At 67.5% G+C, this 24,838-nt stretch carries 25 protein-coding genes; 3 read left to right on the forward strand and 22 right to left on the reverse strand.

Annotated elements, in window-relative coordinates; translation table 11 throughout:
- Nucleotides 1–4 precede the first annotated feature (4 nt).
- From AC07PR_RS15910 to AC07PR_RS16005, 20 genes are all read right to left on the reverse strand, one after another.
- A complete protein-coding gene (locus tag AC07PR_RS15910) occupies nt 5–421 on the reverse strand; it encodes a lysozyme inhibitor LprI family protein (RefSeq protein ID WP_495135845.1) in 417 nt (138 codons plus the stop codon).
- Between the two features lie 13 nt (nt 422–434).
- Nucleotides 435–1,520 (reverse strand): beta-N-acetylhexosaminidase, encoded by a 1,086-nt coding sequence (gene nagZ, locus AC07PR_RS15915; RefSeq protein WP_495135846.1) that lies wholly within the window; start codon nt 1,518–1,520, stop codon nt 435–437.
- A gap of 52 nt (nt 1,521–1,572) precedes the next feature.
- Nucleotides 1,573–1,998: a holo-ACP synthase gene (gene acpS / locus AC07PR_RS15920; RefSeq protein ID WP_483108972.1), complete on the reverse strand. Its 426-nt coding sequence runs from the start codon at nt 1,996–1,998 to the stop codon at nt 1,573–1,575.
- Nucleotides 1,999–2,068: 70 nt separating this feature from the next.
- On the reverse strand, nt 2,069–2,851 hold the full coding sequence (locus tag AC07PR_RS15925; RefSeq protein WP_495135847.1) for a pyridoxine 5'-phosphate synthase: 783 nt from the start codon (nt 2,849–2,851) through the stop codon (nt 2,069–2,071).
- Complete coding sequence (gene recO, locus AC07PR_RS15930; protein WP_495135848.1) at nt 2,848–3,624, reverse strand: DNA repair protein RecO; 777 nt, start codon at nt 3,622–3,624, stop codon at nt 2,848–2,850. The genes AC07PR_RS15925 and recO overlap by 4 nt, the downstream gene beginning before the upstream one ends.
- A gap of 5 nt (nt 3,625–3,629) precedes the next feature.
- Nucleotides 3,630–4,523 (reverse strand): GTPase Era, encoded by an 894-nt coding sequence (era, locus tag AC07PR_RS15935; protein WP_377161555.1) that lies wholly within the window; start codon nt 4,521–4,523, stop codon nt 3,630–3,632.
- Nucleotides 4,524–4,791: 268 nt separating this feature from the next.
- Nucleotides 4,792–5,499 carry a ribonuclease III gene (rnc, locus tag AC07PR_RS15940; protein ID WP_377157381.1) on the reverse strand — a complete coding sequence of 236 codons (708 nt, stop codon included), beginning with the start codon at nt 5,497–5,499 and terminating at the stop codon, nt 4,792–4,794.
- Nucleotides 5,500–5,532: 33 nt separating this feature from the next.
- Nucleotides 5,533–5,889: a DUF4845 domain-containing protein gene (locus tag AC07PR_RS15945; protein WP_377157383.1), complete on the reverse strand. Its 357-nt coding sequence runs from the start codon at nt 5,887–5,889 to the stop codon at nt 5,533–5,535.
- 94 nt (nt 5,890–5,983) lie between these two features.
- On the reverse strand, nt 5,984–6,955 hold the full coding sequence (lepB, locus tag AC07PR_RS15950) for a signal peptidase I (protein WP_377157385.1): 972 nt from the start codon (nt 6,953–6,955) through the stop codon (nt 5,984–5,986).
- 17 nt (nt 6,956–6,972) lie between these two features.
- The gene (lepA, locus tag AC07PR_RS15955; protein WP_377157387.1) at nt 6,973–8,781 is read right to left on the reverse strand and encodes a translation elongation factor 4; all 1,809 of its coding nucleotides are present in this window, start codon (nt 8,779–8,781) and stop codon (nt 6,973–6,975) included.
- Nucleotides 8,782–9,334: 553 nt separating this feature from the next.
- The gene (locus tag AC07PR_RS15960; RefSeq protein ID WP_377157390.1) at nt 9,335–10,879 is read right to left on the reverse strand and encodes a DegQ family serine endoprotease; all 1,545 of its coding nucleotides are present in this window, start codon (nt 10,877–10,879) and stop codon (nt 9,335–9,337) included.
- A 70-nt stretch (nt 10,880–10,949) separates the two neighbouring features.
- Nucleotides 10,950–11,417 carry a hypothetical protein gene (locus tag AC07PR_RS15965; RefSeq protein WP_495135849.1) on the reverse strand — a complete coding sequence of 156 codons (468 nt, stop codon included), beginning with the start codon at nt 11,415–11,417 and terminating at the stop codon, nt 10,950–10,952.
- Nucleotides 11,418–11,468: 51 nt separating this feature from the next.
- Entirely contained in the window at nt 11,469–12,716 is a 1,248-nt protein-coding gene (fabF, locus tag AC07PR_RS15970) for a beta-ketoacyl-ACP synthase II (protein WP_495135850.1), read from the reverse strand.
- 9 nt (nt 12,717–12,725) lie between these two features.
- Nucleotides 12,726–12,965 carry an acyl carrier protein gene (gene acpP, locus AC07PR_RS15975; protein ID WP_058936430.1) on the reverse strand — a complete coding sequence of 80 codons (240 nt, stop codon included), beginning with the start codon at nt 12,963–12,965 and terminating at the stop codon, nt 12,726–12,728.
- A gap of 186 nt (nt 12,966–13,151) precedes the next feature.
- Complete coding sequence (fabG, locus tag AC07PR_RS15980) at nt 13,152–13,901, reverse strand: 3-oxoacyl-ACP reductase FabG (RefSeq protein ID WP_483108968.1); 750 nt, start codon at nt 13,899–13,901, stop codon at nt 13,152–13,154.
- A gap of 41 nt (nt 13,902–13,942) precedes the next feature.
- Nucleotides 13,943–14,884 carry an ACP S-malonyltransferase gene (gene fabD, locus AC07PR_RS15985; protein WP_495135851.1) on the reverse strand — a complete coding sequence of 314 codons (942 nt, stop codon included), beginning with the start codon at nt 14,882–14,884 and terminating at the stop codon, nt 13,943–13,945.
- Nucleotides 14,885–15,009: 125 nt separating this feature from the next.
- On the reverse strand, nt 15,010–15,999 hold the full coding sequence (locus tag AC07PR_RS15990; RefSeq protein WP_483108966.1) for a beta-ketoacyl-ACP synthase III: 990 nt from the start codon (nt 15,997–15,999) through the stop codon (nt 15,010–15,012).
- The gene (plsX, locus tag AC07PR_RS15995; RefSeq protein WP_495135852.1) at nt 15,996–17,129 is read right to left on the reverse strand and encodes a phosphate acyltransferase PlsX; all 1,134 of its coding nucleotides are present in this window, start codon (nt 17,127–17,129) and stop codon (nt 15,996–15,998) included. Before plsX ends, AC07PR_RS15990 begins: the two co-directional genes overlap by 4 nt.
- 196 nt (nt 17,130–17,325) lie before the next feature.
- Nucleotides 17,326–17,511, reverse strand: coding sequence for a 50S ribosomal protein L32 (gene rpmF, locus AC07PR_RS16000; RefSeq protein ID WP_067065736.1), 186 nt, complete (start codon nt 17,509–17,511; stop codon nt 17,326–17,328).
- A 263-nt stretch (nt 17,512–17,774) separates the two neighbouring features.
- Nucleotides 17,775–18,338 carry a YceD family protein gene (locus tag AC07PR_RS16005; protein ID WP_483108964.1) on the reverse strand — a complete coding sequence of 188 codons (564 nt, stop codon included), beginning with the start codon at nt 18,336–18,338 and terminating at the stop codon, nt 17,775–17,777.
- A 50-nt stretch (nt 18,339–18,388) separates the two neighbouring features.
- On the opposite strand from AC07PR_RS16005, the gene AC07PR_RS16010 reads away from it, so the two are divergent.
- Complete coding sequence (locus AC07PR_RS16010) at nt 18,389–19,000, forward strand: Maf family nucleotide pyrophosphatase (RefSeq protein ID WP_495135853.1); 612 nt, start codon at nt 18,389–18,391, stop codon at nt 18,998–19,000.
- Between the two features lie 60 nt (nt 19,001–19,060).
- Complete coding sequence (locus AC07PR_RS16015; RefSeq protein ID WP_495135854.1) at nt 19,061–19,852, forward strand: SAM-dependent methyltransferase; 792 nt, start codon at nt 19,061–19,063, stop codon at nt 19,850–19,852.
- Nucleotides 19,853–19,894: 42 nt separating this feature from the next.
- Here AC07PR_RS16015 and AC07PR_RS16020 read toward each other — a convergent pair whose 3' ends face one another.
- Both AC07PR_RS16020 and AC07PR_RS16025 read right to left on the reverse strand, forming a co-directional pair.
- Nucleotides 19,895–21,457, reverse strand: a complete 1,563-nt coding sequence (locus tag AC07PR_RS16020) for a DEAD/DEAH box helicase (RefSeq protein WP_495135855.1) — start codon at nt 21,455–21,457, stop codon at nt 19,895–19,897.
- A 74-nt stretch (nt 21,458–21,531) separates the two neighbouring features.
- Nucleotides 21,532–22,656 (reverse strand): MraY family glycosyltransferase, encoded by a 1,125-nt coding sequence (locus AC07PR_RS16025; protein WP_495135856.1) that lies wholly within the window; start codon nt 22,654–22,656, stop codon nt 21,532–21,534.
- A gap of 142 nt (nt 22,657–22,798) precedes the next feature.
- Between AC07PR_RS16025 and AC07PR_RS16030 the strand changes: the two genes are divergently transcribed.
- Entirely contained in the window at nt 22,799–24,838 is a 2,040-nt protein-coding gene (locus tag AC07PR_RS16030) for an SLBB domain-containing protein (protein WP_495135857.1), read from the forward strand.

Below are 24,838 nucleotides of genomic sequence, written 5' to 3' on the forward strand. Positions count from 1 at the left end.
TGGCTCAAGGCTGCGTCTTGAACGCCTCGAGCTGCTTGATTCGCAACTGCGCGTGATCGCGCATGCAGCCGAGGTACTGGAGGTTGCGGATCGAACCTTCGGACCACAAGTCGAGCACCGCCTTGCAGTCGGCCTCGCGGAACTTCACCCACAGGCGCTGCGCGGCGACCAGGCTCTCCTTCGGCTTCGCCGGCTTGGCGCCGCCGACCTTGGCCGGCGTCTCCGCCAGCATGCGGCGATAGACGTCATTGAGCTGCTTCTCGACCTGCTGCTGCTCCTGCGCGGCGCAGTCGTTCATGTCCACCGTGCTCACGGCGTTGGCGCAGTCGAGCGCGTGCGCGGACGAGACGGCGGACATCACCAGTGCCGCGAGGGCGAGGCGTCGCGCGATGGCGCGGTCGAAGCGGAAGACTGTCGTCATGGGCTCTCCTGTTTTACGGCAAGCGCGCCAGCGCTTCCAGATACCTCGGCGCCAGCATCAACTCATCCCACGTCAGCGGGGCCGATTGCGGCACCAGCGCCGCGCGGCGGGCTTCGCTGTCGATCGCGGGCGTCCACGTGCCCTTCGCCTGCGCGTCGGTCAGGCCGTCGAGCAACTCGTCGATCGCGCGGCCGCCCTGCTCCAGGCTCTGGTTGCACAGCAGCACCAGGTCGCAGCCCGCGCCCAGCGCCGCGAGCGCCGCCTCCGCGTAACCCACCGGGCGGCCTTCGATCACGCGCGCCGCGGCCATGCCGAGGTCGTCGCTGAACACCGCGCCGGCGAAGCCCAGGCGGTCGCGCAGGATGTCCTGCAGCCAGCGCTGGCTGAAACCCGCCGGCCGGCTGTCCACCTTGCGGTAGATCACGTGCGCCGGCATCACCGCCGACAGGCTCAGGCTCAGCCATTCGAAGGGCCGCACGTCCTCCGCCAGGATCGCCTTCAGCGACCGCGTGTCCACCGGCACGCCCACGTGTGAATCGACGCTCACCGCCCCATGTCCCGGGAAGTGCTTGCCGCAGCTCGCCATGCCCGCCAGTGCCAGGCCTTGCATCAGGCTCTGCGCCAGCAGGCTCACCACGCGCGGATCGCTGTGGAAGCTGCGCGATCCGATCACCGGGCTGATCGACTGCCGGCCCGCGTCCTGATGGTCCAGGTCCAGCACCGGCGCGAAGCTCATGTCGACGCCGCAGGCCCGCAGTTCCAGTGCCAGCACCAGGCCGGTCGCCGTCGCCGCCTGCACCGCGCGCATCGCGTCGTCCATCCACAGCTCGCCGAGCGCGCGCATCGCCGGCAGCGCCGTGAAGCCGTCCGTGCGGAAACGCTGGACGCGACCGCCCTCCTGGTCCACCGCGATCAGCAGATCGGGGCGGATCGCCTTCGCCTCCGCGCACAGCGCGGTCAGCTGCGCGCGGTTCTCGAAGTGGCGCGCGAACAGGATCATCCCGCCCGTCAGCGGATGGGCCAGCCGGCGTCGGTCGTCCGCGGTCAGCGTCGTGCCGGCGATGTCCAGGATCACGGGCGAATGAAGATGCTCGGTCATTGACTGTGTCTCTTTCGTTGGTCGCGCGTCATCGCGCTTTCAGCTGTCGTTGTCAGGTTGCGCGTCCGGATCGCGCCTCGGTGCCATCGCGTGTCTCGACGACGACGAACGCCGTCGCATAGTCGGTCTCGTCGCTCACGCTGACGTGCGCGCTCAGCCCCTTGGCCTCGAACCACTCGGCCAGCGCGCCGTGCAGCTGGATGCCCGGCTTGCCGCTGCGCGCCTTGACGATCTCGCAGGCGCGCCACGTCATCGGCATCCGCATGCCCATGCCGATCGCCTTCGAGAACGCCTCCTTGGCCGAGAACCGCGTCGCCAGGTAGGCGATGCCCCGCGCCTCGACCTTGGCGTACCGCTCGCGGAACACCTCGATCTCGTGCGGACCCAGCACCTTCTCGGCGAAGCGCACGCCGCGCCTTTGGAAGGTCTCCCGGATGCGCCGGATGTCGCAGACGTCCGTGCCGATGCCGTAGATCATCGCGGCCCTTTCATGCGCAGCGCGTGCGCGCTTGGTGCCCGCCGTGTGGGCATAACGTGCGGAAGTGCAATTAGACGTACGCGCGCTGGATGCAGCGCTGGTAGTCGCGCACCGCCTCGGTGTAGCCGAGCTCCAGCGCGTCCGCGATCAGCGCGTGGCCGATCGAGACCTCCGCCACGCCCGGCACCTCGCGCAGGAAGCGCGTCAGGTTGTCGCGGTTCAGGTCATGGCCGGCGTTGATGCCCACCCCTTGCGCCAGCGCCGCGCGCGCCGCGGCGGCGAAGGCCGCGACCACCTCGGCCTCGCGTGGCGTGCCGAAGGCGCTCGCCCAGGTCTCGGTATAGAGCTCGATGCGGTCCGCGCCCAGCGCGGCCACGTGCGCCATCGCCTCCGGCAACGGGTCCATGAACAGGCTCACCCGCACGCCCAGCGACTTGCATTCCGCGATCATCGGACGCAGGCGTTCGGCGTCGGCCGGCAGGTTCCAGCCGTGGTCCGAGGTGAACTGGTCCTCGCTGTCCGGCACGAAGGTCGCCTGATGCGGCCTCAGCTCCCGGATGAAGTCCATCAGGTTCTGCGTCGGGTTGCCCTCGATGTTGTACTCGGCCTGCGGCCAGGCCTTCATCAGCGCGGCGAGCTCGCGCACGTCCTCGGCGCGGATGTGCCGCGCGTCGGGTCGCGGATGCACGGTGATGCCCTGCGCGCCGGCCTCCAGGCACAGCTGCGCCGCGCGCGTCACGCTGGGGATGCCCAGGTGGCGGGTGTTGCGCAGCAGCGCGACCTTGTTGACGTTGACCGACAGCGCGCATCGCGCGTCGTGGCGGCCGGATTCGGGAGCGATCAGCGGATTCATGTGAGCAGCTTCTGGACGTCGAGCAGCACTTGCCGCGTCCGCAATGGACGATGCCCGAGATGATAGTGAAGCAATGCGCGCGACAACGGCTTCAGCGCCGGACCCGCGAGTTCGCAGGCCTGCTGCAGCGCCGCCTGGCTGCCGTGCAGCAGCGCCGCCTGGAGCTGGATGAAGGCCTGTCCCGTCAGCTGTGGCGCGTCGTGTGTCGGCACGATCACGCCGGACTCCGGCGCGAGCATGTAGAGCCGCTCCGGATCGAGCGGCGCCTGCGTCGTGGACAGCACGCTCAGGTCGGGCAGCAGGCCGCAGATCGACAGCATCTTCAGCTCGAAGGCCCGCAGCGCCGCGTGCGCATCGTCCACCGATCGCAATTGCGGCAGCAGCGCCGCGTAGGCGTCGAACAGCTCCGGCTGCGCGTCCTGCCGAGGCAGGAACTTCATCAGCAGCTCGTTCACGTAATAGCCGCTGAACAACGCGGCACCGCTGGGCAGCGTCTGCCCGCCGACCCACTCCGCGCCGCGCAGCGACTGGACCTCGGCCGCGCCGTCCTCGTTCATCTTCGACGGCTTGGACAGCGTCACCTGCAGCCGCAGGAAGGGCAGCAGCACCGATCTCAGCTGCGAGTACGGCCGCTTCGCGCCTTTCGCGACCACCGCCAGCCGGCCGTGCTCGCGGCTGAACAGGTCCAGCACGAGGCTGGTCTCGCTCCAGTCGTAATGGTGCAAAACAAAAGCCGCCTGCGTCGCGGGCGGCTTGGTGGCGCGGGTGGCCATGGGCCTCACTCGTAGCCGTAGCTTCTCAAGTGTTCTTCGGAATCGGCCCAGCCGGACCGGACCTTCACCCAGAGCTCGAGGAACACGCGCGCATCCCACAGCTTCTCGAGTTCCTGACGGGTCTCGGAGCCGATGCGCTTCAGACGCTCGCCGCCCTGGCCGATGATCATGCCCTTCTGGGCGTCGCGTTCGACCACGATGGTCGCGGCGATGCGGCGCAGGTTGCCCTCCTCTTCCCAGCGATCGATGATCACCGTCGCTTCGTAGGGCAGTTCGTCGCCGGTCAGGCGGAAGAGCTTCTCGCGGATCATCTCCGCGGCCATGAACTTCTCGCTGCGGTCGGTCAGCGCGTCTTCCTCGTAGAACCATTCCTGGTTCGGCAGGTAGGGCTTGAGGATCTGGAACAGGCGCTGCACGTCCGAGTCCTTCTTCGCCGACAGCGGCACGAACTCGGTGAAGTTGCGGCGCTCCTGCATGCTCTTGAGCCAGGGCATCATCTCGGCGCGGCGCGTCACCGCGTCCAGCTTGTTGGCGACCAGCACGACCGGCTTGTTCTGCGGCAGCAGCGACAACACCTTCGCATCGTCCAGGCCGAAGCGGCCAGCCTCGACGACGAACAGCACCAGGTCCACGTCCGCCAGCACGCCCTGCACCGTGCGGTTCAGGTTGCGGTTCAGCGCGCTGCTGTGTTTCGTCTGGAAGCCGGGCGTGTCGACGAAGACGAACTGCGCCTCGTCGACGGTGCGCACGCCGGTGATGCGGTGGCGGGTGGTCTGCGCCTTCTTCGAGGTGATCGAGACCTTCTGCCCGACCAGCGCGTTCAGCAGCGTCGACTTGCCGACGTTGGGCCGGCCGACGATCGCGATCAGGCCGCAGCGCAGGTCGCCCTCGTACGGCATCGCGCCGATGCCGCCCTGGACCGGGGACAGCTCGCCGCCTTCATCGTCCTCGTGCTCGTCGTGCACGTCGCCCTCGTCGTCGGGGGCGATGGCGTCATGGTCCAGCGAGGTCTCGGGGTCGTGCGGCGTGGCGGGGTCGTGCGGGGCGTTCAGATCAGGGTCCTCGGAAACAGGGGAATCGGAAAGGGAAGAAGCAGAAACGGAATCAGACGAGGACGTCGGCTTCGGCGTCCTCGGAGTGGTCGGTGCGTTCATCGCGGGCTCCGCGTCAGTCGCGCAGGCCGGTGCCGGGCCGATCGCCGGCGAGCAGTTCGTCCAGCACCTGACGGGCGGCCTCCTGCTCGGCGATCCGGCGCGAGCGGCCCTCGCCGCGGCGCGACAGCGTCAGCGCGGCCACTTCGCATTCGACGGTGAAAGTCTGCGCGTGAGCCTGGCCCCGCGTCTCGGCGATGCGGTAGGACGGTACCGGCAGCTTGCGCGCCTGCAGCCATTCCTGCAGCGCCGTCTTCGAATCCTTCGCCCACTGCTCGATGCCGCTCGCGGCGATCGTCTCGCCCAGCAGCCCGCGCACGATCTCGCGCGCGGCCTCGTAGCCGCCGTCCAGGAACGCGGCGCCGATCACGGCCTCCAGCGCGTCCGCCAGGATGGACGGCCGCTGGCCGCCGCCGCCTCGGGCCTCGCCCTCGCTCATCCGCAGCGCTTCCGGCATCTGCAGCAGCAGCGCGAGCCGGTGCAGGCTGTCCTCGCGCACGAGGTGCGCGCGGATGCGGGTCAGGTCGCCCTCGTCGGAACCGGCGAAGCGGTCGAACAGCAGCGACGACACCGTCAGGTTGAGCACCGCATCGCCCAGGAACTCCAGCCGCTCGTTGTGCTGCTGGCCGAAGCTGCGATGCGTCAGCGCGCGCTGCAACAGGCCCGGCTGCTTGAAGCGGTAGCCGAGGCGTTGCTGGAGGGCGTCAAGCGCTTGCGGTGTCATGGACGGTGGTCAGGGAAGCGGTGGTCGGTGCGGTCAGTGTGACTCGCCTTTGTACTTGATCACCAGGAACACCGGGCCGAACAAGGGCACTTCCTTGTCGTAGGCGAAGCTGATCTTCACCTTGTCGTCGACCTTGGTGATGATCAGGTCCTTGGGCTCGATGCTGACGATGGAATACTCGATCTGCTTGGTGCGTTCGAACGAATCGCGCGCCGCCGGCACGGTCGACGGGCCGTCCTTGGCGATCTTGTCGATCGCGCGCTGGATCGTGTAGTACTCCATCACCGTCGGTACGACGCGCAGCAGGATCACCGACCCGCCGCCGATGATGACCGCCCAGAACAGCAGTCCCAGCAGGCTGATGCCCCGTTGAATCTTCCGTGCCCTCATCACGTATCACTCCGGTGGTTGTTGTTGGAACAGCGTAGTCGATCGTTGGCCGGCAATCCGTGAATCGATGTGTCAGCCGGTGTGTCGGCGGGTCTTACTGGATGCCGCCGATGCGCTTCAGGCTGCCGAAGTTCATCCAGACCACGAAGGCGCGGCCCACGATGTTCTCATCCGGCACGAACCCCCAGAAGCGCGAATCCTGCGAGTTGTCGCGGTTGTCGCCCATCATGAAGTAGTGGCCGGCCGGCACCTTGCAGGTCACGCCTTCCAGCGTGTACTTGCAGTTCTCGTTGTAGGGGAAGTCGTACAGCTTCCCGATGCGTCCCTGCGGCTGCGCGTCCACCAGGATCTGGTGCTCGACCTCGCCCAGCTTCTCGGTATAGCGCGAACGGAAGCGCATCGAGTTCGGATCCTCGTCGAAGAACTCGCCCTGCGCGACCGTCTCGACCTGCTTGCCGTTCACGTACAGCTTCTGGTTCAGGTAGGCGATCTCGTCGCCCGGCAGGCCGACCGCCCGCTTGATGTAGTCGATGCTGGGGTTCTGCGGGTAGCGGAACACGACCACGTCGCCGCGCTTCACGTCGTTGTTGCTGATGATCTTCTTGTTGATCACCGGCAGTCTCACGCCGTAGTGGAACTTGTTCACCAGGATCAGGTCGCCGATCAGCAGCGTCGGCACCATCGAGCCGGACGGGATCTTGAACGGCTCGAACATGAACGAACGCAGCAGGAAGACGATCAGGATCACCGGGAACAGGCCGGCGGTCCAGTCCAGCCACCAGGGCTGGCGCAGGATCTCCTCGCGAGCGCCCTCGACGTCGCCGTCGACGCGCTGGATGCCCTGCGCGGCCAGCGAGGCGCGGCGCTGTTCGTCGTTCTTGGCCAGCCGCTCCGCCGCGCGTTCCCGCGAGGGCTGGAAGTGGAAGCGCTCGGCCAGCCAGTACGCCAGCGTCACCGTGGTCAGGATCAGCAGCAGCAGGGAGAAGTTGCCGTTCCAGTAGCCCTGGTACCAGCCGCCCAGGTAGGCGATCAGGGTCACGTACAGCAACCCGGTCAGTGCGCTCATGGCTTTCATGCGGAGACTTATTCTTCGACTTGGAGGATGGCCAGGAAGGCTTCTTGCGGCACCTCCACCGAACCGATTTGCTTCATGCGCTTCTTGCCGGCCTTCTGCTTCTCCAGCAGCTTGCGCTTGCGGCTGATGTCACCGCCATAGCATTTTGCCAGCACGTTCTTGCGCAAGGCCTTGATGTTCTCGCGCGAGATGATGTTGGCGCCGATGGCCGCCTGGATGGCCACGTCGTACATCTGGCGCGGGATGATCTCGCGCATCTTGGCCGCCACCTGGCGGCCACGGTACTGGGACTGGGCCCGGTGCACGATCAGCGACAGCGCGTCGATGCGGTCGCCGTTGATCAGCATGTCGACCTTCACGACGTCGGACGCGCGGTATTCCTTGAACTCGTAGTCCATCGACGCATAACCGCGCGAGACCGACTTCAGCTTGTCGAAGAAGTCCAGCACGATCTCCGCCAGCGGGATCTCGTAGGTCAGCATCACCTGCCGGCCGTGATAGGCCATGTTCAGCTGCACGCCGCGCTTCTGGTTGGCCAGCGTCATCACCGCGCCGACGTACTCCTGCGGCATGTACAGGTGGACCGTCACGATCGGCTCGCGGATCTCGGCGATCTTGCTCTGCTCCGGCATCTTCGAGGGGTTCTCCACCTCGATCACCGTGCCGTCGCCCAGCTGGACCTCGTACACCACGCTGGGCGCGGTCGTGATCAGGTCCTGGTCGAACTCGCGCTCCAGGCGCTCCTGCACGATCTCCATGTGCAGCAGGCCGAGGAAGCCGCAGCGGAAGCCGAAGCCCAGCGCCTGGGACACTTCCGGCTCGAAGCGCAGCGACGCGTCGTTGAGCTTGAGCTTCTCCAGCGCGTCGCGCAGCTGGTCGTACTCGCTCGCTTCGGTCGGATACAGGCCGGCGAAGACCTGGGGCTGGATCTCCTTGAAACCGGGCAGCGCCTCGGTGGCCGGACCCAGGTTGTTGGGGAGCTTCTTTTCCAGCGTGATGGTGTCGCCCACCTTCGCCGCGGACAGCTCCTTGATGCCGGCGATGATGAAGCCGACCTCGCCCGCGTTGAGCTGGTCGCGGTTCTCCGACTTGGGCGTGAACACGCCCAGGTGCTCGGCCGGATAGATGGCGTTCGTCGCCATCATGCGGATGCGTTCGTTCTTCTTCAGCGTGCCGTCCACCACGCGGACCAGCATCACCACGCCGACGTAGTTGTCGAACCAGGAGTCGATGATCATCGCGCGCAGCGGCGCCTCGACCGTGCCCTGGGGCGGCGGCATGCGGGTGATGACCGCCTCCAGGATCTCGTCGATGCCCATGCCGGTCTTGGCCGAGCACGGGATCGCATCGGTGGCGTCGATGCCGATGACTTCCTCGATCTCCGCCTTCGCGCCGTCCGGGTTGGCCGACGGCAGGTCCATCTTGTTGAGCACCGGGACGACTTCGACGCCGAGCTCCAGCGCGGTGTAGCAGTTGGCCACCGTCTGCGCCTCGACGCCCTGGCTGGCGTCGACCACCAGCAGCGCGCCTTCGCACGCCGACAGCGATCTGCTCACTTCATACGAGAAGTCGACGTGGCCCGGGGTGTCGATCAGGTTCAGGTTGTAGACCTGACCGTCGCGCGCCTTGTATTGCAGCGCGGCGGTCTGCGCCTTGATCGTGATGCCGCGCTCGCGCTCGATGTCCATCGAGTCCAGCACCTGCGCTTCCATCTCCCGATCCGACAGCCCGCCGCAGCGTTGGATGATCCGGTCGGCCAACGTGCTCTTGCCGTGGTCGATGTGGGCAATGATGGAGAAATTGCGGATGTGGTTCATGGACTCGGACGGAGACCGCGCGGTTCGTCCGCCACTTCCAGCGACGCTCGAGCGGCGCACGCTGATGCATGCTGAACATGCTGGGGACGGTCGATCGAGGCGGTGATGCAGGGCCCTTCGCAGGACCTGAACGGGACATAAAAAAAAGGCACGTCTAAACGGTGACGCGCCTTCCAACAAAACGTATGGCAACTGCTTGTTGGGCTTTCATTGTAGCCAAAAGCCCCGCCCTGGAAACCGCATGGATGCGAGCTTCTCGCGCGTTGCCCTTCGCCAACAGCGATTTTGTACACAGGTTATCCACAAAACTTGAGGACATCCTGTGGATCGCTGAGCCCATCAAAATGATGCCTTCCGATTCACCGTCGGAACAGCGACAAAGCTGGCCGAACGCGGCTCGATTGTAGCGGAGCGGGGCACCAATACCCCGCCTTGGTCACATCCGTTAGCAAGCACCAACCGACGTCCAGTTGTGCACCGGTTCACCGGCCGTCGGCTGGATTTTCCGTATTGTGGAAAGCCCCATGCCGGCGGTGGGTTGACGGCAACCGCCTCAGCCCTTGCCCGGCTTCAGCACGACGTAGGTGGCGACCTCGCCCCGGCGCACCAGCATCTGGAGCGACTTGCCCTTCTCGAGCTTCGCCAACGCCGCCTGGAACTGCTTGACCGTCTTCACCTCGGCGTTGTTGGCCGAGAGGATGACGTCGCCGGTCTTCAGACCTGCCCGTGCGGCGGGACCGTCGACGGTGTCGATGCGCAAGCCGCCATCGACCTTGAGCTCCTTGCGCTGCGCGTCGGTCAACTCGCTGACCGTCAGACCCCAGGCCGACGCGCCGGTCGCGGCCGGCGTCTCCGCTTCCGGGGTCGGCGCCGCGCGATCGTCGGGCAACGCATCGAGCGTCGCGCTCAGGTCCTTGTAGGCGCCTCGGCGGAACACCTGCAGCGGCACCTTGGTGCCCGGCTTGGTCGCCGCGGCGAGACGGCGCAGATCGACCGCCTTCTCCACGGTCTTGCCGTCGAACTTCGTGATCACATCGCCGAGCTGGAGGCCGGCCTTCTCGCCAGGGCCCGCCGGCGTGATGCGGCTGATCAACGCGCCTTGCGGCTTGCCCAGGCCGATGGCCTCGGCGACTTCCTTGCTGACGTCGTCCGGATAGACCCCCAGCATGCCGCGCGTCACGCGGCCGCCGGCGCGCAGTTGGTCGGCCACGCGCATCGCCTCGTCGATCGGGATCGCGAACGAGATGCCCATGAATCCGCCCGACTGGCTGTAGATCTGCGAGTTGATGCCCACCACCTCGCCGCGCAGGTTCAGCAGCGGACCGCCGGAGTTGCCCGGGTTGATCGCAACGTCGGTCTGGATCAGCGGCAGCAGGTCGCCGGTGTCGCGCGCCTTGGCGCTGACGATGCCGGCCGTCACCGTGTTGTCGAAGCCGAACGGTGAACCGATGGCCATCACCCACTCGCCGACCTTGAGCTTGCCGACGTCGCCCATGCGCAGCATCGGCAGGTTGCTGGCCTCGATCTTGAGCACGGCCACGTCCGTGCGGCGGTCCAGGCCGATCACCTTGGCCTTGAACTCGCGCTTGTCCGTCAGCGTGACCGTCACCTCGTCGGCGTCGTCGACGACGTGCGCGTTGGTCATCACGAAGCCGTCCGCGCCGATCACGAAACCGGACCCCAGCCCGCGACGTTGCGGCGCGTCGTCATCATCATCGTCGTCCGGGGTCGGCGCGGGCGCGGGGGCCGCTCCCGGCGGCGTGCGACGCTGCGGCGGCACGGGGATCCCGAAGCGGCGCAGCAGTTCGCGCATCTGCTCGTCGATCTGCGCGTTGGCGACCTTGACCTTCTCCGACGTCCGGATGTTGACGACGGCGGGACCGGCCTGTTCGACCAGGGCGCTGAAGTCCGGCAGCGCACGCGCCAGCTCGGGCGCGGCGACCGGCACCGAACCGGCGACAGGGGCCACCGGCGTCGCGGGCGCGGCGGGCTTGGCCGCCGTCTGCGCGGCCGCGCCGAGCGAGGCGCTCAGGAGGGCGGCACCGGCGAGCGCCAGGGCAAGACGTCGAGGGGAACAGGTGCGGTCGGAATTGAGCATGAACACTCGCAGGTGGCGATGCAAAAACGAAAGGCCCACATCATGCCCGGATTTCAACAAGGACATGGTGTCAGCCTGCAGCGAGGAACAGGTGGAGGCGCAGCGGTGCCCATTGCGCTTCGTGCGCGCTGCGCGACAGGGCGATCCAGCGCTCCGGCGGCTTGCGACCCCGAACGCCTTCAGCGTCGATCGCGGCATTCAGCCGCAGCAGCATCCACTGTTCGAGGTCGATGACGACGTCCGGCGTGATGGCAAGCGGCTCTCCCGCGCGTTGCCACCACCATTGCGCGCCGTCCCATCGCAACACGGCCCGTGCCGGTTCGCGGACCGGCAGCGCGGCGCCCGCCAGGCTCGCGAGCACAAGCCCGAGCCACGGCCCGATGCCATCGGCGACGCCCGCGTGAAGCGCCACCGCGACAAGCGCCGCGGCCACGCCGCCGCATAGCGTCGCGCGCTGCACGCGCACCCAGCGCGGATCGCCCGCCAATGAAAAACGCCGGGCAGCGGCCCGGCGTGATGTCGATCGGTCCGGCGTCATGGATCGCCGTCCTTCTCGTGCTTGTGCTTCGCTGATCAGCAGCTCAGGCGATCAGATCCGCTTGAAGATCAGCGTCCCGTTCGTGCCGCCGAAACCGAAGTTGTTCTTCGCGGCGTACTCGATCGGCATCTTCCGCGCCTCGTTGGCACAGTAGTCCAGGTCGCACTCGGGATCCTGGTTGAAGATGTTGATCGTCGGCGGGGCGACCTGATCGTGCAGCGCCTTGACGGTGAAGACGGACTCGATGCCGCCCGCGCCGCCCAGCAGGTGGCCGGTCATCGACTTCGTCGACGACACCACCAGGCCGCCCTTCGCATGCGCGCCGAAGGCCTGCTTGATCGCGTTGGTCTCGTTCGCGTCGCCCAGCGGCGTGGACGTGCCATGCGCGTTCATGTACTGGATCTGGTCCGCGTTCAGCCCGGCGTTGCGCAGCGCGTTGCGCATCGAGCGCGTCGGGCCGTCCACGTCGGGGGCGGTCATGTGATACGCGTCCGCGCTCATGCCGAAGCCGACCAGCTCCGCATAGATCTTGGCGCCGCGCTTCTTGGCGTGTTCGTACTCTTCGAGCACCAGCACGCCGGCACCTTCACCCAGCACGAAGCCGTCGCGATCCTTGTCCCAGGGGCGGGACGCGGTCTTGGGGTCGTCGTTGCGGGTGGACAGCGCGCGGGCCGCGGCGAAACCGCCGACGCCCAGCGGCGACACCGTCGATTCCGAACCGCCCGCGACCATGACGTCGGCGTCGCCCGCCTCGATCATGCGACCGGCCGTGCCGATGCTGTGCAGACCCGTCGTGCACGCCGTCACGATGGCCAGGTTCGGGCCCTTGAAGCCGCACTGGATCGAGACGTGGCCCGAGATCATGTTGATGATCGAGGCCGGCACGAAGAACGGACTGATGCGGCGCGGGCCGCGATTGGTCAGTTCCGCGTGGGTCTCCTCGATCATCGGCAGACCACCGATGCCCGAGCCGACGAGCACGCCGATGCGCTCCGCCAGTTCCGGGCTCAGCGCGTCGCCGGTGGGCAGACCCGCGTCGCGGACCGCCTGCAGCGAGGCGGCCAGCCCGTAATGGATGAACGTGTCCATGTGCCGGGCTTCCTTCGCGGGGATGTATTCATCCACCTTGAAGTCCTTGACCTCGCCCGCGAAGTGGCAAGACAAGACGCTGGCATCGAAACGGGTGATGGTGTCGATGCCGGACCGACCGGCCACGATGTTGGCCCAGCCCTGCTCGACCGTGTTGCCCACGGGCGAGATCAGGCCGAGTCCGGTGACGACGACGCGACGACGGCTCATGCTACTTGCTTACGCCTTCTGGTGCTTGACCGCGTAGTCGATGGCCAGCTGCACGGTGGTGATCTTCTCGGCCTCTTCGTCCGGGATCTCGATGCCGAACTCGTCTTCGAGGGCCATCACCAGTTCCACGGTGTCCAGAGAATCAGCGCCCAGATCGGCGACGAAGGCCTTTTCATTGGTCACATCGGCTTCGGGCACGCCGAGCTGCTCGGCGATGATTTTCTTGACACGTGCTTCGATATCGCTCATGACTCCTCCAGGAGGGGGTGGTTTGCTAGAACAACCCGGGATTCTAAGGCCTTAGAGTGGCGCCCCTAGTCGGACCTCCCGAGGCGCGTCTTCCACGATGGATACGGCGCGCGCTCGCACTCTATCAGCCCTACACCGGCCGGGTGAATCCGGTGGGTGGCCCGCCCACTGGGGGCGGCGTCCACCTCAATTCATGTACATGCCGCCGTTGACGTGCAGCTCCACGCCCGTGATGTAGCTGGCCTCCGGGGAAGCCAGGAACGCCACGGCATGGGCGATCTCGGCCGGATCACCCAGGCGGCCGGCCGGGATCTGGGCCAGCAGCGCGGTCTTCTGCGCCTCGGGCAGCACCTCGGTCATGTCCGTGGCGATGAAGCCGGGAGCCACGCAGTTGACGGTGACCGAGCGGCTGCCGAGCTCACGGGCCAGGGCACGCGTCATGCCCGCGACGCCAGCCTTGGCCGCCGCGTAGTTGGCCTGGCCGGCATTGCCGGACGCACCCACCACCGAGGTGATGTTGATGATGCGGCCGTAGCGCTGCTTCATCATCGGCCGCATCACGGCGCGGCTGGCGCGGAACACGGCCTTCAGGTTGGTGTCCAGGACGGCGTCCCAGTCCTCGTCCTTCATGCGCATGGACAGCATGTCCTTCGTGATGCCGGCGTTGTTGACCAGCACCTGGATGCCGCCGTCCTGCTTGACGATCGAATCGATCAGCGCGTCGACGGCCGCGCCGTCGTTGACGTTCAGGACCGCGCCACGGCCGCCGTGCGGCGCCAGCGCTTCAGTGATGGCCTGGGCGCCGGAGTCGCTGGTCGCGGTGCCGATCACGACGAAGCCCTTCTGGGCCAGCGTCAGCGCGATCGCGCGGCCAATGCCACGGCTGGCGCCGGTCACCAGTGCCACGTGCTTGTTGTCGGGCTTGTTGTCGGACATGGGAAACCTCGGAAGGGATTCGGAAAGAAGAAGACGCCGGCTCAGGCCAGCAGCGCCTTGGCTTCGGCCAGCGAAGCCGGGTCCAGCACCGTGGCGCTGACCAGGTCGGCGTCGATGCGCTTGGCCATGCCGGCCAGCACCTTGCCGGGACCGCATTCGATGACGGTCGTCAGGCCGCGCGCCTTGAGCGCCTGCACGACCTCGACCCAGCGCACCGGACCGAAGGCCTGGCGGAACAGCGCGTCGCGCAGCGCCTGGGCGTCGTCGGTCACGGCGACGTCGATGTTGTTGATCACGGGGAAGGCGGCGGACTGGAACGGCACCGCGGCGAGCTTCTCGCGCAGGCGCTCGGCGGCCGGCTTCATCAGGCTGGAATGGAACGGCGCCGACACCGGCAGCGGCAGCGCGCGCTTCGCGCCGGCGGCCTTGAGGGCCTCGTTGGCCTTCTCCACGCCGGCCTTCGAGCCGGCGATCACCGTCTGCTTCGGGTCGTTGAAGTTGACGGCCTCGACGACCTCGCCCGATTCGGCGGCGATCTTCTGGCAGACCTCGCGGACCACGGCGGCGTCCAGGCCCAGGATGGCCGACATGGCGCCGGTCCCCACGGGCACGGCCTCCTGCATCGCCTGGGCGCGGAAGCGCACCAGCGGCAGCGCGTCGGCCAAGCTCAGCGCGCCCGCGGCGACCAGCGCCGTGTACTCGCCCAGCGAGTGGCCGGCGGCGGCGGCGGGGACCAGGCCGGTCTCGGCCATCCAGGCGCGGTAGCAGGCGATGCCGGCGGTCAGCATCACCGGCTGGGTGTTGGTCGTCAGATCCAGCTGTTCCTTCGGACCGTTCTTGATCAATGCGCCGATGTCTTCGCCCAGCGCGGCCGAGGCCTCCGCCAAGGTGCGGGCGACTTCCGGATGATCGCCCCAGGCGTCCAGCATGCCGACCGACTGCGAGCCCTGGCCGGGAAAGACGATTGCGAAGTTCTTGCTCATGGTTCGAGTCCGAGACTATCTACGAGGAGGGAGAAGCGCGCGTGACAGCAGCGCGGCACCTCGGGTGCCGCCGTTGCGCGAGCGGATCCGGCCACCACGATCCGGCGCCGGAACGGCTTCGGGAATCAGAAGTCCAGCAGCACCGCGCCCCAGGTGAAGCCGCCGCCGACGCCTTCCAGCATCACCGTGTCGCCGCGCTTGATCTTGCCGGCGCGCACCGCGACGTCGAAAGCCAGCGGAATCGACGCGGCGGACGTGTTGCCGTGCTCGTCGACGGTCGCGATCAGCTTGTCCAGCGGCATCTTCAGCTTCTTGGCCGTGCCCTGCATGATGCGGATGTTGGCCTGGTGCGGGATCAGCCAGTCGATGTCGGCATCGGTACGTCCGGCCTTGTCGAGGACCGAACGTGCGACCTTCTCCAGCACGCCCACCGCCAGCTTGAACACGGCCTGACCGTCCATCTTCAGCAGCGGATGGCCGAGGACCTCGCCGCCGGAAACGGTGCCGGGCGTGCAGAGGATGTCGACATGGCGGCCGTCGGCATGCAGCTCGCTGGCGAGGATGCCGGGCTCGTCGCTGGCACCGACCACCACGGCGCCGGCGCCGTCGCCGAACAGCACGCAGGTCGTGCGGTCCTTGAAGTCGAGGATGCGCGAGAACACCTCGGCGCCAACCACCAGCGCCTTCGTCGCGGCGCCGGTCTTGATCATCGAATCGGCCACCGTCAGCGCGTAGACGAAGCCCGAGCACACGGCCTGCACGTCGAAGGCGGCGCAGCCGTGGATGCCGAGCTTCTGCTGCAGCAGGCAGGCGGTCGAGGGGAACACCATGTCCGGCGTGGACGTGGCGACGATGATCAGGTCGATCTCCTCGGCGCGCACGCCGGCGGATTCGAGCGCGGCGAGCGAAGCCGGCAGGGCCAGGTCGCTGGCGGTGACGTGCGGGTCGGCGAAGTGACGGGCGTGGATGCCGGTCCGTTCGACGATCCAGTCATGGGAGGTCTCGATCCCGTCGCGGGCCAGGCGTTCCGCCAGGGCCGAATTGGTGACGCGGTTCGCGGGCAGGTAGCTGCCCGTACCGAGGATGCGGGCGTGGCGCGTGGAAGCAGTGGTCATGCAGCGTGGGCGGCGGCGGCCGCCGTGTCTCCTGCATCGCCGCCCTCCTCATTGGCAGGCACGGGTAGCGCCTGCAGCGTCGCGACGATGCGATCGTGAACCCGGTCTAGGAGCCGGTTGCGGGCCGCATCATACGCCCGGTTCAATGCCTGCTCGAAAGCGAAGGCATCGGCCGAACCGTGGCTCTTGAAGACCAGGCCGCGCAGCCCCAGCAGCGCGGCGCCGTTGAAGCGGCGATGGTCGACGCGGTCCTTGAACCGCTGCAGCACCGGCATCGCCAGCAGCGCGATCGCCTTCGTCCACCAGCTGCGGGTGAACTCCGCCCTGATGAAGCTGGAGATCATGCTGGCCAGGCCTTCGGCCGTCTTCAGCGCCACGTTCCCGACGAAACCGTCGCAGACGACGATGTCCGTCGTGCCCTTGAAGATGTCGTTGCCTTCCACGTTGCCGTGAAAGTTCAACTGGTCATGCGAGGCGGCCTCGCGCAGCAGTTCGCCGGCGCGCTTGATCGTCTCGTTGCCCTTGATCATTTCCTCGCCGATGTTCAGCAGGCCGACCGTCGGGTTCTCCTTGCCATCCACCGCCGACACGAGCGCGCTGCCCATCACCGCGAACTGCAGCAGGTGTTCCGGGCCGCAATCGACGTTGGCACCGAGGTCCAGCACCGTGGTGAAGCCGCCGATCTGGTTGGGCATCACGGTGGCGATGGCCGGGCGATCAATGCCCTCGAGCGTCTTCAGCAGGTACTTGGCGACCGCCATCAGCGCGCCGGTATTGCCCGCCGAGACGCACGCATGCGCCTGCGCGGGGGTGCCGTCCTTGGCCGGCTTGAGCTGCGAGAGCGCCACCCGCATCGATGAATCCTTCTTGCGCCGCAGGGCGACCTCGATGGGATCGTCCATGCTGACGACCTCGCTGGCCGCAACGATCCGGGTACGGGGCCAGGATTCAGCCGCCTTGAGGGCGTCGGGCAAACCGACCAGCACGAGTTCCGCCTGCGGGTGCGCAGCGAGGAAGGCCTGGCATGCCGGGAGCGTGACGGCGGGGCCATGATCGCCTCCCATGCAGTCCACCGACAGGCGGAGCGGCTCGGCGGAAGGCGATGAGCGGGTGGCGGGAATTGCGGTCATCGAAACCTGAGAAGAACACCGGTCGAAGGTGCGACTGTAGCGACCTCGCAAGAAGCGTGCGCGACAAGGGAACCCTTCCGGAGGAAGGATCGGAAATGCGAAAGCCCGGCAACGCGTGATGCGGAACCGGGCTTGTCTTGTTTGTGCGACCAGGCGGAGGCCTGCGGGAGCCCTCCGGACCGGCTGATCGAATCGATCAGGCGGCGTCGGCCTTGGTCTTCAGCACCTTGCGGCCACGATAGAAGCCGTTGGGGCTGATGTGGTGACGCAGATGCACTTCACCGGTGGTCGGCTCGATCGCGGTGCCCGGGGTGACCAGGGCGTTGTGCGAGCGGTGCATGCCACGCTTCGACGGGGACTTCTTGTTTTGCTGAACGGCCATGATGGATTCTCCTAAAGGCTTCGGCTGGCTGGTGATTCGAGGTTGCTCGGGCTCTCGAGAGAACTCGAGCTGTGCCGCGGATCCGACGAGGATGCTCCCCGACGAGGACGCTCCGCTACCGACGCCTCGGTCCCGGTGCCGCGCACCCACGTTGATTCACATGGACGCACTTCTATCCGGGAAAGCCGGAAACTATAGCACAGCACCCGATGAGCTCGCAATTCCGGCGTACCGAAATGCTTCACAGGGGCGCCGCCAAGGCCTCAAGCCTTGCCGCCGGAACCCTTCTTCAAGGCCGCCAGCGCCGCGAACGGATTCGGCCGCTCCTCCGCCGGCACCTCGTCTTCCTCGACATTCGCGTGCGGCAGCGGCTCCGGGCAAACGTCGTGGCGCGGCACGACCGGCAAGGTCAGCAGCAGCTCGTCCTCGATCAGCTCGCGCAGGTCCAGGTGGCGCGGCAGCGCCAGGACGTCGTCGTCCGAATCCATGTCCATTTCCGCCGCCATGTCCTCGTCCTTGACGAAGCGGAACCAGCGCGACACCGCCAGATCTTCGCGCACCGGCTGAAGGCAGCGCTGGCAGGTCACCGCGACCTGCGCCTCGGCGGTCAGCTCCAGCCACGCCTGCGGCTCGCCGCCTTTGGGTGTGCGCAACTCGCCATGGGTGGACCAGGACACGGGCGGCCATTGGGCCGGATCGGACTCGGGCGCGGCAGCTTCTGCCAGGCGCGTCAGGCTGGTCGCGGGCCACTCGCCCTCCAGCGTGCCGCCCTCGCGGGCAAAGACTCCGACATCGAGCTTCAAGGGATCGAACGAACGCGGTTTCATGGGGCGCAAGTGTACGAGCGGCCTCCGCCCCGATGGGACAATCCCGGCCCATGACCGCCGCTTCCCCGCCCGCTCGCCCGCTCGTCCTGGGCTCGACCTCCCGCTACCGGCGCGAGTTGCTGGAGCGCCTGCGGCTGCCGTTCGAGACGGCGGCGCCCGACGTCGACGAAACCCCGCGACCAGGCGAAACGCCGGAGGCCCTCGCGCGCCGCCTGGCCATGGCCAAGGCCCGGGCGGTGGCGGCGCGTTTCCCGCAGGCGCTGGTGATCGGCTCGGATCAGGTCGCCGACCTGGACGGACAACCGATCGGCAAGCCGGGCACGCACGAGCGCGCCGTCGAACAGCTGCGCGCGATGCGTGGCCGGACCGTCGTGTTCCAGACGGCGCTGGCCGTGGTCTGTGAGGCGACGGGCTTTGCCGCGGAGGACCTCGCGCCAGTGCGCGTCCGCTTCCGCAACCTGAGCGATGCCGACATCGAGCGCTACCTCCGCGCCGAACAACCGTACGACTGCGCCGGCAGCGCCAAGGCCGAAGGCCTGGGCATCGCGCTGCTCGATGCGATCGACTCCGACGACCCGACCGCGCTGATCGGCCTGCCCCTCATCCGCACCTCGACACTGCTGCGTCGGGGCGGACTGGACGTGCTGAGCCTGCTGCCCTGAAGCCGCTTCCTTGAATCAGCTTTTCCGAGAACAACACCGAGAACAACACCGAGAACAACAATGACCCGCGGCCGCCTCTTCCTCGTTCCCAACACCCTCGACTTCGGCATGAACGGCCAGGAGGTCGACCTGCGCGAGGTCCTTCCGGACGCGGTGCTCGTACGCGCCGCCTCGATCACGCACTGGGCTGCCGAAAACGCCAAGACGACGCGCGCCTTCCTGAAGCGTGTTGGTGCGATCCATCCGCTGGCGTTGCCGCTGCAGGAGCAGCACATCGAGGAATTGCCGCGCCCGCCCAAGGGCCGCGGCCCTGCGGCAGGCGCCGCGACGAGCTCGTCCAGCGAGGAGAAACTCTGGCTGGCGCTGCTGGAACCGGCGATGGCCGGTCACGACATCGGCCTGATCTCCGAGGCGGGCATGCCTGCCGTGGCGGATCCGGGCGCGAAGCTGGTCGCAGCAGCCCACGCAGCGAAGGTGCAGGTCGTGCCGCTGACCGGACCAAGCTCGTTGCTGATGGCGCTCGCCGCCAGCGGACTGAACGGCCAGAGCTTCGCCTTCGTCGGTTATCTCCCGCTGGACGCAGCCGAACGCACGGCGCGCATCAAGGCGCTGGACAGCTTCTCGACGCGCGAGCAGCAGACGCAGTTGATGATCGAGACGCCGTATCGCAACGGCGCGCTGCTGCAGGCGCTGCTGGCGGCGCTGAAGCCGGGCTCGCTGCTGTCGGTCAGTTGCGGGCTGAGCCTGAAGGACGCATGGACGCACACGGCCACGGTGGAGCAATGGCGTCAGGCGCCGAAGGCGCTGCCGGACAAGGTACCGGCGGTGTTCGCGATCCTCGGCATGCGCTGATCAGAGCTCGCTGATCAGGGCAGACCGATCAGAACACGCCGATCAGGATTCGCTGTCGGCCGTGACCGGCGGCCGCTTGGCGCCGAACAGCGCCGCGACCTTCTTCTTCGGCTTGATGTTGGCCGACAGGCCGCCGCGCGGCGCGTTCGCCGGGCCCTTTTCCCAGGCCGGCACATCGCCCCCCTGCGTGGCCTCGTAAGGCTTGTCGAACAGCGGGTCGTACGCCTGGCGCGGCGCACGCGCCGGTGCGTGCGAGCCATGCGATCCGTAGGCCTCGTCTCGCCGATCTTCGCGCTCTCGGCGGAAGTCGCGACGCTCCCCACTGCCCTCGCCTTGCGGGCTTCGTTCCGTCCGCTCGCCTTGCGGCGGGCGTTCGGTGCGCTCGCCGCGCGGGGCACGGTCACCACGCTCGCCGCGATCACCGTCGAAGCGACGGCGTTCGCCCTCGAGCTCGATCGGTTCCAGATCCAGCTTGCGCTTGATGAGCTTCTCGATCTCACCGACCAGGCGCGCATCGCCCTTGGTCACCAGCGTGAAGGCCAGGCCCGATGCGCCCGCGCGGCCGGTACGACCGATGCGATGCACGTAGTCCTCGGCATTGAACGGGACGTCGAAGTTGAAGACAGCCGGCAGGTCGGCGATGTCCAGGCCGCGGGCGGCCACATCGGTTGCGACCAGCAGGTCGACTTCGCCGCGCTTGAACGCGTCCAGCGACTTCAGGCGCTCGTCCTGCGACTTGTCACCGTGCAGGGCAGCGGTCCTCAGGCCGTCGCGCTCGAAGGAACGCGCCAGGCGCGCCGCGCCGAGCTTGGAGTTCACGAACACGATCGCCTGCCGGATCTCGCGCTGGCGCAGCAGCTGCTTGACGGCGGCACGCTTGTCGTCGTCGTCGACGCTGAAGAAGCGCTGCTCGACGGTCGAGGCTGTCGCGTTCGGGCGGGCAACCTCCACCAGTTCCGGATCCTGCAGGTAGCTCTGCGCCAGCCGCTTGATCTCGGGCGAGAACGTCGCCGAGAACAGCAGCGTCTGACGCGCCTTGGGCAGGTAGCTCAGGATGCGTTGCAGATCGGGCAGGAAGCCGATGTCCAGCATCCGGTCGGCCTCGTCGAGCACCACGTACTCGACGTGGTTCAGCACGGCGTTCTTGGCCTCGATGTGGTCGAGCAGGCGGCCGGGCGTGGCGATCAGGACCTCGACGCCACCCTTCAGCTGCAGCGTCTGCGGCTTCATGTCGATGCCGCCGAAGACGCAGGCGACACGCAGCTGCGTGTGCTTGGCGTAGGCCTTGACGTTGTTGGCCACCTGGTCGGCGAGTTCGCGGGTCGGGGCCAGCACCAGCGCGCGCACCGGATGACGGGCGGGCGACATCGAGGCGTTCTCGTGCTTGAGCATGCGCTGCAGCAGCGGGATCGAGAACGCGGCGGTCTTGCCGGTGCCGGTCTGCGCGGCGCCCATGACATCGCGGCCAGCGAGGACGATCGGGATCGCCTTGGCCTGGATGGGCGTCATCGTCGCGTAGCCCTGATCGGACACGGCGCGCAACAGCTTGGGGTCCAGCGGCAGCGTGTCGAAAAGAGGGTTTGGCGTCGGGGTGGTTTCTGTCATAAGCGGCGGATTATCCTCCAAGCCCTTGAAAGCCCCGGGAAACCACCGATCCGCGCATGCGGACCGGCGAAGGATCACTGCGCGGAGCGATCAGTGAGCTTGCGCTGGTCGCCGCGGAAGACCATCCACTTCGGCGTCCGGAATCGCACGATGCGCCAGTACAGCGCGACGTACGCGACCCCGAACAGCACCATGCACGCGGCGATCATCGGCGTCGAGTCCCAGAACAGCAGCGCCGGCGCCAGCGACGAGAGGCACAGCGTCCAGAGATAGGGCGCCGTCATCGAATTGCGGCGCGTCATCAGGCGCGCGTCGCGTGCGCCAATCGCCCAGCGCATCAGGCGGCGGTAGATCAGCGAGTGCAGATGAATGCCGTCCGGATCGCCCGGGCTGGTGTTGCGCAGGAAGCGGCGGCGATAGATGGAGAAGACCGTCTCGAACACCGGGTAGATGCACACCATCAGCGCGAACAGCGGCGACACCTGCGGGTGGCGATGGATCAGCAGGATGGCGATCTCCGCCAGATAGAAGCCCATGAAGTACGCGCCGCCGTCGCCCAGGAAGATCAGGCCGGCGGGGTAGTTCCAGACGAAGAAGCCGAGGATCGCGCCCACGCCCGCGAGCGCCCACAGCGCGAGTTCGGTGTCGCCGACCTGGTAGGCCACGTAGGCGAGGGTCAGCAGCATCAGGCTGACGCACATCGAGGACAGGCCGTTGAAGCCGTCGATGATGTTGACCGAGTTGGCCACGCCGGCGACGACGAAGATGGTGATGATCATCGCGCCGACGGTGGTCCCGACGATGAAGTCGAGGCCGGGGATGTCGGTGCGCGTGATCATGGCCTGGAGCAGCCAGCAGCCCAGGCCGGCGGAGATCGCGGTGGCGATCAGGCGCTCGCGCGGGGAGACCTTCTTGGTGAAGTCCTCGATGAGGCCGGCGGCGAAGGCGGGCAGGCCGCAGAGCAGGAGCAGCAGCCCGGTCTTCGCCTGCGGATGCTTCAGCACATAGGCCAGCGCGACCATGCCGGCCAGGCCCACGAAGATCCCGAGCCCGCCGATGCGCGGCACGGGTCGGGCGTGGAACTTCTGCGGACCGGACAGGTCGTGGTCAGCGGACAGGTGGCCATGCACCGTCGACGAGTGCACGACGTAGAGCGTGATCGCCGCCGCCAGCGCGAACGGGATGAGCAAATACAACATGGGCGGCAGTGTAACGAGCGGCTTCCGGCACAAGGCGGTTTTGGCGCAACAGCACTGCCATAGAATGCGCCGCTGGTCGCTCCGACACCCTGGTCATCAGGTCCGTCGCGGGCGACCACGTTCATCTGAGACGAGATCACGCATGGAACTACGCGCCCAACGCGCCCTTTCGCCGGTGTCGACGACTCGCGCGCGCCCTTCCTTCCACAAGTCCGCGCTGGCGGTGCTGGCGGCTTGCCTGATGGCAGGTCCGGCGTTCGCGCAGGTGACGACGGTCAGCGGCCAGACGTCCTCGGATCAAGGTTCCGAGCTGTCCAGTCCGGTCCGGCTGAATTCGACGAACCGCAACGCCCAGGACACGAGCCAGCAACAGCAGCAGCAACAGCAGGCTCCGCAGAGCCGGGCGTCGAAGTACGTGCCCGGCGAGTTCGAGATCTACGTCAACAAGTTGCTTGGCATCGACCTGGCGGATCCTGCGACGCTGGAGCAGTTGCGGCGCTCGGAAGCCGGTGCGGCTGAGACGAGCACCATCTCGCAGACCCAGACGCAGTCGGCCGCCATCGGCAAGACTTCGACGGTATCCGCGGACAACATCGTGCGGCGTCTCGGCGCGGACCTGATGTTGGACGCCCGCATGGGGCCCGACAACGATGGCCCGCGTCAGGCGCCCGCCGACTACCTGATCGGCATCGGCGACGAGATCCAGGTCACCGCCTGGGGCTCGGTGGATGCCGACCTGCGCCTGACGGTAGACCGCGCCGGTCGCGTCACCATTCCGCGCGTGGGTCCGGTGCTGGTGGCGGGCGTGCGCAACGGCGACTTGAACGAGGTCATCCGCGCCCGCATCGCGCAAGTGTTCAAGAATTTCCAGGTGAGCACGTCGCTGGGCAAGCTGCGCACGATCCGCATCTATGTCACCGGCTTCACTGCAAAGCCCGGCGCCTATACGGTCAGCAGCCTGGCCACGATCGTCAACGGCCTGATCCGCGCCGGCGGCCCGTCTGCGGCGGGCAGCTTCCGCCAGATCGAACTGCGCCGCAACGGCCAGGTCGTCGCCAACTTCGACGCCTATGACCTGCTGCTGAAAGGCGACAAAGCGAGCGACCGCGCGCTGCAGGCCGAGGACGTGATCCATATCGGCCCGATCGGCCCCCAAGTGGCGGTGCTGGGCAGCGTGAACAAGCAGTCCATCGTCGAGCTCAAACCCGGCGAGACGGTGGACGACGTGCTGGGGATGGCCGGCGGATTCAGCGCCGTGGCCGACCGCTCGCGTGTCTCGATCGAGCAACTGAGCGATCGCAACGACCGCCGCGTGCGGGAGCTGCAGTTCCCCGCCCAGTTGAAGACCGCGGCCACCAACGGCGACGTCATCCGCGCCTTCAGCAGCGTCAACACGGCGCTGCCGCTGGGCAAGCAGTTCAAGCGCGTGATCGTGGAGGGCGAGGTCGCCCGCCCAGGCGAGTATGTGCTGCCCCCGACGAGCACGCTGCAGGACGCCATCGCGGCAGCCGGCGGATTGACGTCGCAGGCTTACGTGTTCGGCACGGACTTCTCGCGCGAGAGCGTGCGCCAGTCGCAGCAGGAGAACTACGACCGGGCCCTGCGGGACCTGGAGACGGAGTTCACCAAGAACAGCAGTACGCAGCGCGCGACGACGGCTGATGAAGCCGCCGGCAACGCCCAACGCGCCGCCGGCACCGAACGCCTCGTGGCACGGTTGCGCGCCGTGCGCCCGACAGGTCGCGTGGTGCTGCAGCTCGAGTCCGATGCCAGGCAGTTGCCCACATTGACCGTCGAGGACGGTGACCGGTTGCTGATTCCGTCCAGGCCCACAACCGTGGGCGTCTTCGGCAGCGTGTTCAACGCGGGCAGCTTCCTGCTCCAGAACAACGCCTCGGTCGACGACGTGATGAAACTCGCCGGCGGCCCGACGCGCGGCGCGGATGCCAGCGGCGCCTTCGTGATCCGCGCCAACGGCACGGTCGTCAGCGCGCGCCAGTCGAGCAGCGGTTGGCTGGGCTTCGGCTCCAATCTTGCGGGCCTGCCGGCGCTGCCCGGCGACACGGTCTTCGTGCCGGAGCAGATGAACAAGTCGACGTTCATCCAGGACGCTAAGGACTGGACGCAGATCTTGGCCAACTTCGGCCTGGGCATCGCGGCGCTGCAGACTATTAAGAACTAA

The sequence above is a fragment of the Roseateles sp. GW821-FHT09H11 genome (assembly GCF_059415845.1).